This is a genomic window from Neisseria blantyrii, from assembly GCF_962747855.1.
GTDB lineage: Bacteria > Pseudomonadota > Gammaproteobacteria > Burkholderiales > Neisseriaceae > Neisseria > Neisseria viridiae.
On sequence record NZ_CAUIZY010000007.1, the window covers coordinates 1 to 12,754 of the forward strand.

The following is a 12,754-nucleotide window of genomic DNA, read 5'->3' on the forward strand; positions in this document are numbered from 1 at the left end:
CTACCTATCCCCTTAGAATACAAAGAGTATATTGAGATCATATCAACCTAGAATCAACGACTTAAAGGGCTGAAATAATACACTCAAAAAAACCGAAAATGCAGAATAATCCCTCTAATGCCGTCTGAACCTTTTTCAGACGGCATTTTAAAACCTCCCCTGTTTTCGGTTACAATGCCGCATCCCTAATTTTTCAAACCACCGCCATGTCCAAAAAAACCAAACAAGAACTGGAAAACAACAAACTCAGCAAACGCCTGCGCCACGCCGTCGGCGACGCCATTAACGATTTCAACATGATCGAGCCGGGCGACAAAATCATGGTCTGCCTCTCCGGCGGCAAAGACAGCTACGCCCTATTAGACATTCTGCGCCAGCTTCAAGCTAGTGCGCCGATTGATTTCGAGCTGGTTGCCGTCAATCTCGACCAAAAGCAGCCGGGCTTCCCCGAAGAAGTGCTGCCGACCTATCTCGAAAGCATTGGCGTTCCCTACAAAATCGTTGAAGAAGACACCTACTCCACCGTCAAACGCGTGTTGGACGAAGGCAAAACGACTTGTTCGCTGTGCAGCCGCCTGCGCCGCGGCATCCTCTACCGCACCGCAAAAGAATTGGGCTGCACCAAAATCGCCTTGGGACACCACCGCGATGACATCCTTGCCACCATGTTCCTGAATATGTTCTACGGCGGCAAACTCAAAGCCATGCCGCCCAAACTGGTTAGCGACAACGGCGAACACATCGTCATCCGCCCACTAGCGTATGTGAAAGAAAAAGACTTAATCAAATACGCCGAATTGAAACAGTTCCCGATTATCCCGTGCAACCTCTGCGGCTCGCAGCCCAATCTGCAACGCCAAGTCATCGGCGACATGCTGCGCGATTGGGACAAACGCTTCCCCGGCCGTATCGAATCGATGTTCTCCGCCCTGCAAAACATCGTCCCTTCCCACCTTGCCGATACCGAACTCTTTGACTTTGCCGGATTGGAACGCGGTCAAACCCTGAAACACGGCGGCGATTTGGCGTTTGACAGCGAAAAAATGCCCGAACGTTTTTCAGACGGCAGCGAAGAAGACGAAAGCGAAATCAAAATCGCGCCGCAAAAAGCCGAACGCAAAGTCATCAACATTCTGGCGAACAAGCCGAAAACCTGCGGCGCGTAAACCTCCGCCGTCAAAAATGCCGTCTGAAGCCCGTTTGGCGTTTCAGACGGCATTTTATAGTGGATTAAATTTAAATCAGGACAAGGCGACGAAGCCGCAGACAGTACAGATAGTACGGCAAGGCGAGGCAACGCCGTACTGGTTTAAATTTAATCCACTATAAAATCCCGAAGCAGACGCTTTTCAACCCCAAACGCCTGCTTTTTCCGTTTCAGCTTTCTGAAGGTTTCCCGTTATATTACTCGACAACAACGCGGCGGATTTTGACGGGCTGTACGGGTACGTTTTGGTAAAGGCCGCGCGTGGCGGTTTTGACGCGGGCGATTTTGGAAACGGTGTCCATTCCGCTTTCGACCCTGCCGAAAACGGTGTAGCCGTATTGTCCGTTTTTGTAGTTGAGTGAATCATTGTCCGCCAAATTGATAAAGAATTGGCTGGTGGCGGAATCCGGATCGGCCGTCCGCGCCATAGCGATGGTACCGGCGGTGTTTTTCAAGCCGTTGCCGGATTCGTTGGCAACGGCCTTATCGGTTGCCTTTTGTACCAAGTCTTCGGTAAATCCGCCGCCCTGGATAACAAAACCGTCGATAACGCGGTGAAAAATCGTATTGTCGTAAAAGCCTTTTCGGGCATAACGCACGAAATTGGCAACGGTTTTGGGTGCTTTGGATTCGTCCAAAACCAAACGGATATTGCCCATATCAGTTTCCATCAAAACATGAGTTGCCGCCATAGACGGCAGGGAAGCCGCCAAAAGCAGCGCGGTTAAAACGGTTTTGAATTTGGGTTTCATCCCGTCCTCCTAAAGCTTTCAGACGGCATTTTCATTTCCTATGCCGTCTGAAGCGCGTGAACGCTATTCCAATGCGTCTTTGAGCTTTTGTTCGATTAAATCCGCATCAAACGATTTGGCAATCAATTCAAAACGCGAATCGCGCCGCCAAGACACTTGGTTCGCGCCCCATTGCCCGTCCACCCAGTTGAGCCACACCCACGTTCCCAATACTTGAAACACGCCTTTGGCGCGGACGAGTCCTTCGGTCATTTTGGGCAGGTCGTTGAAGAAGTTGGTCAATTTTTCGCCGTCGAAATCGCGTCCGGCGGGGAATGTGAAACCTTGCGATTGGAAGCCCATCGTGTTGTCCGGCAGGGCTTTGAGGCGGTAGCGTGATTTTTCGATGACGGGAATATCGAGCCACCGGATGTCGAGTTGTGCGTTTTGGACTTCAACCACTTTGGCTTTGGGCGGGAACAGTTTTGCCGCTTTGTCGTGAAATTCAGCAAGCTGTTCGGGTGTGCATAAATCGGTTTTGCTGGCGACCAATACGTCGCAGATGCCGATTTGGTCTTTATACAACGCCTGCTGCGCGTAATCGGGGTTGACGAACTGGCGCGGATCGACGACGGTAAAGACGGCGCCGATTTCCAAAAGGCTGTCCAGCGGTTTGGCTTTCAATTCGTCGATGACGCTGGCTGCGTGCGCCAGTCCGCTTGCTTCAATCATCAGGCGGTCGGGCTTGGCGTCGCGCAGCATTTTCTGCACGGTTACGCCCATTTGCGGGCCTGCGGTGCAACACAAACAGCCGCCGGCGATTTCTGCCACAGGGATGCCGTTGTCGCTCAATACCGCGCCGTCAATACCGATTTCGCCGAACTCGTTGACGATGATGACCCATTTTTCGTTCGGCTCTTTTTGCGCCATCAGGCTTTTAAGCGCGGTGGTTTTGCCTGTTCCCAGAAAACCTGAAATCAGGTGGACTTTGGTTTTTTTCATTTCTGACATTTTTTACAGATTCCGGTTAAAACAACGTGTTCTTCTTTCAGCGCAAAGCCGCTTTCGGCAACGCCTGCGCGCAGTGCCGCCCACTCGTGGCTGAGGGTTTGCTCGTCCGCCGTGCCGCATTCGGTGCAGACCAAAATAAACGCGCTGTGGTGCGCTTCGGCTTCTTCGTGGTCGTGGCAATGGTCGTTGCACTCGTGCTGCGCGTGGCTGCACAAAATATAGCCGTTGACCGCCGCCACTTTGTGCAAAACGCCCTGCTCCGCCCAAAAATCAAGGGCGCGGTAGGCGGTAGGCGGCGCAACCGCGCCCTCGCTTTGCTGCTGCATCTGCGACAAGACGTTGTAGGCTTTAATCACGCCGCTTTGCTGCAAGACAATATCCAATACCTGCTCGCGCAAAGCGGTTACCTGCAAGCCTTCGCTGCGTGCCTGATCGATGATTTTCTGTTTGAAGTTTGTTTTCATAAATTTCCTGTTTATGCCGTCTGAACGACCGATACGGCAGGAGGCGGTTTTATAGTGGATTAACAAAAATCAGGACAAGGCGACGAAGCCGCAGACAGTACAAATAGTACGGAACCGATTCACTTGGTGCTTCAGCACCTTAGAGAATCGTTCTCTTTGAGCTAAGGCGAGGCAACGCTGTACTGGTTTTTGTTAATCCACTATATATTTGTGTTTGTATTCAATTACTTTATTTGGAAATCTTTTCCAACAATGCCCGACAGCCCGCATCCGCAAGCCTGTATGTTTCTTCAAAATCGCCCGTGTACCACGGATCGGGGACATGGTCGTAACCGCTTTCGGGTATCAGGTCGGTCAGTTTGAATATTTTTTCCGGCTGCCTGCCGAAGGTTTTTTCCAATTCGGACAAATTATTGCCGTCCATCGCGATGATGTAGTCAAACGCCGCCGCATCGCTTTTCCGTATTTTGCGGCTGGTAAAGCCTGAAGCATCGATACCGTGTTTTTTCAATATTTTCGCCGTCTCGCGGTGCATATCTTCGCCGTCGTGCCAGCCCGATGTCCCCGCGCTGTCCGTTTCAAGGGGAATGCCCGCTTCGGCGGCACGGCGGCGCAAAATGTATTCCGCCATCGGCGAACGGCAGATGTTGCCGAGGCAGACAAAAAGGATTTTCGGTTTTCTCATATCTACGCCCTGTTCCAACGCGATGCCGTCTGAAGCGGAAACCCTTTCAGACTGCATCGGCAGGTCAATCGTATTGTGTACTGAAAAACGGATTGTGCCCTTCCCGTTTCAACGCTTCCGCATAGCTCGGGATGTTTTCCTGTTCGCCCAAGGCATTATGCAGCAGGTAAACGTGTTCCACGCGGCATTCTGCCATTAAATCCAAAAAATTTTGCTGAACAACGGCGATGTTGTCGGTAAAGGAAAGCTGCCACGAAAACACCTGCGGCACGACTTCAAACGCGCCGTCGGTCGCATTAAATCCGAATAAAACCTGTCCGCCCGCCTTTGCAGCAACGACTACGCCGACGCGCGGACTCTGCATCCGCACGGCGCGTATCGCGTTTGCCGCAAAAACATCCATCGCCATACGTTGGCGCGTGTGGCTGCCGTCTGAAAGCGCGCGTACCGGAGAATCCGGGGAAAGCGGATTGGCAAACAGTGTAACGCCTTCCGATGCAAGATTTTCCTGCCATACCTGCATTAAGGGCAGGCCTGCCTGAAGAAGGTTCTGACCCAATGCCGTCTGAACCTTGCCGCTGCCGAAACCCAGCGCATAGACCACATGGACAGATTGTCCTTCAGGCATGACGAGCGGACGTTCCTCAAAACTGCGCAAATGTCTGGCAGCCGCCTCTTCGTTCTGTTTTGCGCGCCACCATATATCGGGGGTAACGGCACTCAAATCGGAAGAATGCACAAGATAAGGCAGCCATTGTGTCTCTTGCGTCAACGCGCGCAGCTGCGGATAGTTTTGCAAACAGGCAAACAATGCCTCCGTCGGCAGCTTCATCTCGATTGCCCGTTCTTTCTTGCAGCCGGACACCAGCACGACCGGCAGGGCGAACCACTGCACTTCGCCTTCTTTCTCGCAATCGAGTACCGCGTTCACACTGGAAAGCAGCGCGGCATAAGTTCCGGCATCGGGCGACATCGTCAGCGCGAGGGAAAGGTTGATATAGTGGTTTTGCTCAAGCATCCCCCTGATTTCGGTTTGAAGTTGGCCGGACGAGAGTTTGCGCGAAGCCTGTGAGGAATTGTGCGCCAACTGGTAGGCATTGAGCAGCAGGTGGTTTTTAATCGGATTTTGGGGATACGGGCGCGTATCGGGCAAGGTAAATGTCTGGTTCATATGTGTCGCGTACCGCTTTTCGCAGTGTGTGTCTTTCCTGTCTGAAAATATATCGGACGGATTGCCGCCGGGACTTGCCCGTCAATCCGCCGAAACGAGAAAATGCCTGTCTGCCAAGTCTGCCAATATTTCTTCCACATACACTTCGGCAGGCGGATGGAATGTCAAACCGTCGGGCGTGGTGCTGACGATGTTCAAGTTTTCGGCAACCGCATCTATCACCGCCTGTTTGGTCGTCGGCTGCGACAATTGCCGCATAATGTACAAGTGCCCGTATCCGAACGAGGGCGTGCTTTCGTTGTAACGGTTGGCAGGCCGGACAAACGCTTCCGCACCGTGTTCCACAAAGGCGGCAACATAGTCTGTAAAGCGTGCAGGTACGTAGGTTTTATGGTCTTCGAAAAATTGTTTGCCCGCATTGTCTGATGAAACAGAAAAACGCCCGAGAATGGTTTGCAATAAAAGCTGGGAATTGATTTTCATGCGGTCGAATTCCAAACCGGGAAACCGGCGGGCAAGATTTGCTGCAACATCTTCCGTTTTAAACGGCTCTCCGGTTTTCATCACATCGCGTATGCCCGAAAGCAGAGTATCGTTTTCATCAAAATCAATCCTTTCCCCTCTTGCCGGGCGGAAATTCAAACTTTCTATCACTTCGACAGCAACTGACTCATCACGCCTGACAGCATCCCCGACTTCCTCACGGCATAAAAGCGAACGACGGAATTGGCGGTCGGATAAAATATCGCTATAAAATTCCTTGGCAATATAATCGCCCCCGGCCAACGCCAGAATCCGCTCCCGCGTATGCTCCGCCATCCAAGAAACAAAAGACACGTGCAAATCGGTATCCCCGATATACGCCAGCCGGTGGCGGTTTGCCCATTCAATGAAGCCGTTGACGTAAATCGGGTCGTTAAACGCCTCCATATATTCGTGTGCGATGTAATAAAAATTATGATTCAATATTTTTTGAATCGCCGGAAGTTTGCCGCCGCCGCCCAAGCCCTTGTCGTTTTCCAAAATTTCCGCCAGCGCCTTGAGCGCGTCCAAGCCTTTCCGCGTCCGTGCTTCCAAGGTTTCTTCAAGCACATCCCTGCCGGCAAAGTACATAATTTCGCGCAACTGCTCCTGCCGTTTCCAGCCGGGGTAAACATTGTATGAAATATAGGCAATGCCGTGTTCGGTCAGGTTGTTCCGGCAAATCGAAAAGATTTTGTCTTTAACTGCGTCAGGCACCCACGACCAAATGCCGTGGACGATGATATAGTCGAACTTCCCGAATGATTCATCGATGGTCAAAATATCTTTTTCTTCCAGGCGAACATTTTTCAAGCCCATTTTTTCAATGATGGCGTTGCCCTGCGCAACCTGCCTGCCGGACAAGTCGATACCGGTAAATTCCGCATCCGGGTAATAAAGTGCCTGCGTGATGATATTGCCGCCCATCGAACAGCCCAGCTCCAAGACCTTGGCATTGGCGGCGGGCGCGGGCTGCAAACCCATCAGGCGGGCGCGTGCCTCCAAATTATTGATGGCTGTTTGAGGGAACGCGCCGGATTCGTACATCAAATCATCATATGAATTTTTGATGTCCGATATTTCCGAAGGTTCCGCCATATGGGAGGCGAGACTGCCGACAACCGTCTGCTGCGCTTTCTTCGCCATAACGGGGTGTGCGGAAGCGGCTTTTTTCTTCTTGCTCGACATATTTTGTTCACTCTAAAGACAATATGCCCGCAAGTTTAACCAATTCGCCTGCCTACTTCAACCGCACGAAAATTATCGGGCTTCCGAACAAGTATGCCGTCTGAAGGTATGCGCATACGTCCGGACGCATCCCTCCGCCATCTTCCGAAATCAGGGATAAAGACTCAACACTATGGTATATTGACCGTTTTATGCTAGCATCCCGACCACCATGGATTTTGCCGTACCTGCCGTTTTAATCATCGACTTGGAAATTAACCCCAAAACCGATACCGTCTTCAAAATCGGTGCATACCGGCCCGACCTTGACCTCGGGTTTGAACGAAGCTTCCGCCATGAAGAAGGATTCAGGAAGGCATTGGCGGAAATGCAGCCCCTTGCGGAAGGTGCGGAATGGCTGATGGGACACAACTTCCTCGAACATGACCTGCTGTATTTGAAAAAAGCCGCGCCCGACCAGGCATGGCTTTCATTGCCCGTTATCGATACGCTGAAGCTGTCGCCACTCGCCTTTCCGCAAAACCCGTACCACCGCCTGATTAAAAACTACAAAATCATCTCTTCCGAACTCAACTCTCCGTTGGCGGATTGCCGCGCCTGTTGGCAGCTTTTTCAAGACCAGTGTGCCGCATTCGGCAAAATCAAAACCGAAAGACCCGATGAATTTACCCTGTGGGCGGCATTGTCCGATATGCGTCTGCCGTATCGTTCTTCAGACGGCATCTCCTTCGCCGAACGTACCGAACACCCAGATACCAACCGATTGATACGCATTATTTGGATGATGATGCAGGACAACGAAGGAAAAGGGCGTTTGAAAGTCTGCCGCACGCGTTTTTTAGAGTTGATGAAAACCGACATCCGCAATCGCGACATCTATCCTTCGCTTGCCTATGCCCTGTCATGGCTAAACGTCTCCGGCGGCAACTCCGTGCTTGCCCCGTGGGTGCGGAGCCGTTTTCCTGAAACGGCGCGGCTGATTGCCGAACTGCGCGATCACGACTGCGGCGACAGCAACTGCAACTACTGCGCCGACATGCTCAATCCCGAAGCCCAGTTGCAGCGTTATTTCAAACTGTCCGAATTCCGCCATTTCAAAGGTTTCAAAGGCGGTCAGCGCGCCATTGTGCAGTCGGGGATGAAAGGTCTGCACACGCTGGCAGTCCTGCCCACGGGCGGCGGAAAATCCCTGTGTTATCAAGTTCCCGCACTCAACCGCTATTACCGTAACGGCGGGCTGACCGTCGTCATTTCGCCCCTACAGTCGCTAATGAAAGACCAGCTGGACGGAATGCTCAGAAAAAACATTACCTGCGTCGCCATGCTCAACGGCCTGGTCGAAGTGGTCGAACGTGCCGAAATATTGGACAAAACCGCATTGGGCGACATCGGCATCCTGCTGGTCGCCCCCGAACAGTTCCGCAACGACAGTTTCATTTCCGCCATTTCCCAACGTCAAATCAACGGCTGGGTATTCGATGAGGCGCACTGCCTGTCCAAATGGGGGCACGATTTCCGACCAGATTACCTGTATGCGGTCAAATTCATCGCCGAACACGGCAGGAAAAACGGCGGCACCGCACCGGTAAGCTGCTTTACCGCCACCGCCAAACCCGATGTACTTGCCGACATTACCGATAATTTCCGCGAGCAGGCCGGCATAGAATTTAGGCAATTTATCGGCGACAACGCGCGCGACAACCTGTCTTACGAAGTTTTCGAAGCTTCAGACGGCATCAAAAAACAAAAAATCGACGAACTGCTCCACCGAGAACTCGACCATCAAAGGGGCGGCGCAGTCGTTTTCGTCGGCAGGCGCAAAAGTGCGGAAGGCTATAACGAATACCTCCAAAAACAAGGCTGGGCATGCGAATACTTCCATGCAGGCCTGGAAACCAATGCCAAAGCAGACATACAGAACCGCTTTATCGAGGGCGGGTTGCGCGTCATCGTCGCAACCAACGCCTTCGGCATGGGCGTGGACAAACCTGATGTACGGCTGGTCATTCATGCCGAAATCACCGGTTCGCTGGAAAACTACCTTCAAGAAGCCGGGCGCGCCGGACGGGACCGTGCAGAGGCAAAATGCATCCTGCTTTATGAAAAAAGCGATGTGGATACCCAATTCGGCATCAGTAAAATGTCGCAAATAGAATTGCGCGACCTCAAAACGGTATGGCGCAAAATCAGCATGCTCAACGCGGCGGCACACGGCAAGGACGGTTGCGGCGAAGTCATCGCCACCGGCGGCGAGATTCTGAAAGACAGCGAAGAATATATGAGCTTCGACAGGGACGACCGCCAGTCGGACACCAAAATCAAAACCGCCATTTCCTGGCTGGAACGTGCCGAACTGCTCGACCGCAAAGAAAACCGCACCAAAATATTCCCCTCCCGCTCTGGCAAACTGACTCTGGAACAGGCTTCAGAGCTGATTCAAAAAGGCCGGTTCGCCCGACGGCTCAAAGAAATCTACCTAACCATTGCCGAAATCGTATTCAACGCACCGGATGACAAGCCGCTCAGTACCGACGACCTGATACAGGCGACCGCATGCAGCTTGGAAGAATTGCGCGGACACCTGCACAGCCTCGAAGAAATGGGCATATTGACCAACGATACGCGTATGACCGTCATCCTGCGTACCGATAATGTCAAACCGTCGTCGGGGCTTTTGGAAAAAATAACCCGATGGGAAGAAAAACTCTGGCAGATATTGAAAACGGAAATTCCCGATGCCGACCAAGGAATATGGCAAAATCTCGCCGTCAATGCCGTCTGCTACGAAATGCACGATTCGGGACTGGAAAGCACGCCCGCCGAAATCAAGCAACTCATCCTGTCTTTTGCGGACGACAAATCCGCACTCAAATCCAATAAAAACGGCAGCTTTGAAATCCGCGACTTAGGCAACGGCTGCCTGAAAATCCGCTTCAAAAACAATGACAGCTGGGAAGATATTCAGGAAACCGCCCTTTTGCGCCGCAACATCTGCGCCCGCATCCTGTCCTTTCTCGTCGGCAAGACAGAGGGTGTCCGGCGGAAAGATGTCGTCGTGGAAACCGGAATCGGCGAAATGGTGCAGCAGCTTGCCGACGATATGCAATTGTCGGTACAGATTCCGGCAAACCGCCGCGAAACCCTGCTCAAGCAGGCGCTGCTGTTCATGCACAAACTGGGCATCATCAAACTGAACCACGGCATTACCATCCTGCGCCACGCGATGACCATCGTCCCCAACCGGAACGCGCTGGAATCCAAACGGCAATACCTCAAATCTGACTACCGCCCCTTGGAAACGTTTTACGGGGAAAAACGTTTCCAAATCCACGTCATGCGCGAATATGCGGAACGCGCGCTCAAAAACATCACCGAAGCCTTAAACCTGGTCGCCGACTATTTTAAAACGGATGAAAAATCATTTAAGGACAAATGGTTCTCAGGAAGGCTGAAAGAATTAGAAGAACCCGTCTCTCCGGGTACCCTCCATGCCGTCACGGACGGTCTGAACAGCGTGCAAAAAGCCGTCGTTACCGATCAGAGCGGCAGGAACCGCCTGGTGCTTGCCGGCCCCGGTTCCGGCAAAACGCGCATCATCGTCCACCGCGTCGCCTATCTTCTGCGTGTCCAGCACGTTCCGGCATCCTCCATCATCGTCCTGACCTTTACCCGGCTTGCCGCACTGGAAGTCAAACGCCGCCTGCACGGACTGGTCGGCAACCTTGCCCGGGCCGTTACCGTCCTGACTTACGACGGTATGGCAATGCGGCTTTTAGGCGTACGTTTCGACAGCAAAGGCTTCGACAGCAAAAGCAGAGAACAGGAGGAACAGAAAACCAAAGAACAGTTTGAAAAATGGTGCGAAGAAGCCACCGCCATGCTTTCAGATGGCATCAGCGGCGTCGACGGGGATGAAGCGCGCGAGCGCATCATGTCGGGATTCCGCTATATCCTCGTAGACGAGTACCAAGACATCAGCGAACGGCATTACAGGCTGGTTTCCGCACTGGCAGGCAGGAAACGCGATGATGAAGACAAGCTGACCATTCTTGCAGTCGGCGACGACGACCAAAATATCTTTGCCTACAACGGCAGCAGCAACGAATACATCCGCCGTTTTCAGGAGGAATACGGCGTGGATTCGCCCGATTTCCTGACTTTCAACTACCGCAGCACGCAAAACATCATCACCGCCGCCAACTGCGTGATAAGCGGAATGCCCGACCGCCTGAAAAACCTGCACCCTATTGCCGTCAATCCCGAAAGGCGGCAAGACCCCGACGGCGGCGGCTGGGCGAAAACCGACCCCGAACGCCAAGGCCGCGTCCTCGTTATCCGCCTGCACCCCGAGTTCCACCGGAGAAAACGCTTCAACATCCAATCCCAAGCCGTCATTGCGGAAATACAGCGTTTGCGGAATTTGGCGGATATCTCTTGGAACAGCATCGCCGTCCTTGCCCGCAACAACGACACACTCAACCCCATGCAGGCATGGTGCGAACAAAACGGCATTCCCTACTTCCTGAAAAACGAACAAAGCCTGTCTTTATGCAAAACACGCGAATTTGTCCGTCTGGTGCACGGCATCGAAACGGCGGTGGACGGTATGCTTTCTTCGGCGGATTTCTGTCGGCTGATAGAGAAAGAAATCGGGCGCAGCGGCAAGAAATGGGAAAACTGGTTCGTACAGCTTAAAACCGACTTCCTCAACGAATTCCCCATTGCCCGGCCGTCTGAAAACACTGACGCGCAACAACATCCTGCGGCATTTCTGAAAAACTGGCTGTACGAATATGTCGGCAACGAAAAAATCAGCCGTTTAGACGGCATATTCTTGGGAACGGCGCATTCATCCAAAGGTTTGGAGTTCGACCACGTCTTTATCCTGGACGACGGCTGGGAAGAGCGCAGCGACGAAAACCGCCGCCTCTATTATGTCGCAATGACCCGTGCCAAAAAGACGCTGACGCTGATCCACCACACGCCACACCACCCATGGATAAACACATTGCCCGAAGACGTAGAGCGCATAGACCGCACCTTTGCCGAACTGCCTGAATTGAATGTCGAATATAGGATGCTTTCCAACTATGGCGAACTTGATATCGGATTCATAGCGAGGGATAAAGAAAGCGATAATCCAAGCTATGAAAACGTCCGCCAACGCATTGAAGCTGCTGAACAACTGGAAGTTGGAGACAGTTTGACCATCAAACCTTTCTATTACGGAGGTTATCTGTTCTGCTCAGGAGATATTCCTGTCGCTCTCACAGCTAAAGACTTCCGAGAGAAGATTCCCCATCATACCAAAGCAGTGGTGGCTGCCATTACTGTCGGCTATAGAAAAAATAACGATGAGGAGTATATCCACGAGTTTCCTGAAGAAGCCGATATGTGGTCAATCATCATCCCCATGCTGGTCATTCCGCCCAAACCGTAGGCGGCACAAAGAAAAATGCCGTCTGAAACCCCGAATCCGAGGCTTCAGACGACATTGCCTTGCCATATGGTTTCAACCTTGCTTCACCGCCGCATCATAACCGCCGTCTTCTACGGCTTCAATCAACGCCCCTGCATCGGTTTGCGCGGGGTCGTAACCGACGGTCGCACTTTTGTTTTCAAGGCTGACTTCGACGCTAGCCACGCCTTTGACGCTTTCCAGTATCCGGGTAACGCTTTTGACGCAGCCGCCGCAGCTCATACCGCCGATGTCGAGGATAAGGGTTTCCATGATTTTCCTTTCGTTGGAACTGCAATCTGACAAACGTTATTGTA

The 12,754-nt window shown here is 52.4% G+C and carries 9 protein-coding genes; 2 read left to right on the forward strand and 7 right to left on the reverse strand.

Annotated elements, in window-relative coordinates:
* Positions 1-206: 206 nt before the first annotated feature.
* On the forward strand, positions 207-1,166 hold the full coding sequence (gene ttcA / locus Q9J80_RS06985) for a tRNA 2-thiocytidine(32) synthetase TtcA (RefSeq protein ID WP_301673249.1): 960 nt from the start codon (positions 207-209) through the stop codon (positions 1,164-1,166).
* Between the two features lie 238 nt (positions 1,167-1,404).
* Here ttcA and Q9J80_RS06995 read toward each other — a convergent pair whose 3' ends face one another.
* The 6 genes from Q9J80_RS06995 to Q9J80_RS07020 all read right to left on the reverse strand — a co-directional run bounded on the left by Q9J80_RS06995 (position 1,405) and on the right by Q9J80_RS07020 (position 6,889).
* A complete protein-coding gene (locus Q9J80_RS06995) occupies positions 1,405-1,959 on the reverse strand; it encodes a peptidylprolyl isomerase (protein WP_301818716.1) in 555 nt (184 codons plus the stop codon).
* Between the two features lie 63 nt (positions 1,960-2,022).
* Positions 2,023-2,949 carry a CobW family GTP-binding protein gene (locus tag Q9J80_RS07000; RefSeq protein WP_304671588.1) on the reverse strand — a complete coding sequence of 309 codons (927 nt, stop codon included), beginning with the start codon at positions 2,947-2,949 and terminating at the stop codon, positions 2,023-2,025.
* Entirely contained in the window at positions 2,937-3,413 is a 477-nt protein-coding gene (locus tag Q9J80_RS07005; protein WP_002258597.1) for a Fur family transcriptional regulator, read from the reverse strand. The genes Q9J80_RS07000 and Q9J80_RS07005 overlap by 13 nt, the downstream gene beginning before the upstream one ends.
* A gap of 229 nt (positions 3,414-3,642) precedes the next feature.
* Positions 3,643-4,098 (reverse strand): low molecular weight protein-tyrosine-phosphatase, encoded by a 456-nt coding sequence (locus Q9J80_RS07010; RefSeq protein WP_441338256.1) that lies wholly within the window; start codon positions 4,096-4,098, stop codon positions 3,643-3,645.
* A 64-nt stretch (positions 4,099-4,162) separates the two neighbouring features.
* A complete protein-coding gene (locus Q9J80_RS07015; protein ID WP_301673245.1) occupies positions 4,163-5,269 on the reverse strand; it encodes a conjugal transfer protein in 1,107 nt (368 codons plus the stop codon).
* Between the two features lie 81 nt (positions 5,270-5,350).
* Positions 5,351-6,889 carry a class I SAM-dependent methyltransferase gene (locus tag Q9J80_RS07020; protein WP_301673257.1) on the reverse strand — a complete coding sequence of 513 codons (1,539 nt, stop codon included), beginning with the start codon at positions 6,887-6,889 and terminating at the stop codon, positions 5,351-5,353.
* Positions 6,890-7,190: 301 nt separating this feature from the next.
* On the opposite strand from Q9J80_RS07020, the gene Q9J80_RS07025 reads away from it, so the two are divergent.
* Entirely contained in the window at positions 7,191-12,419 is a 5,229-nt protein-coding gene (locus tag Q9J80_RS07025; RefSeq protein ID WP_301673244.1) for a RecQ family ATP-dependent DNA helicase, read from the forward strand.
* A gap of 72 nt (positions 12,420-12,491) precedes the next feature.
* Here the strand turns inward: Q9J80_RS07025 and Q9J80_RS07030 are convergent, their stop codons facing one another.
* On the reverse strand, positions 12,492-12,710 hold the full coding sequence (locus tag Q9J80_RS07030; protein WP_301673243.1) for a heavy-metal-associated domain-containing protein: 219 nt from the start codon (positions 12,708-12,710) through the stop codon (positions 12,492-12,494).
* Positions 12,711-12,754 lie beyond the last annotated feature (44 nt).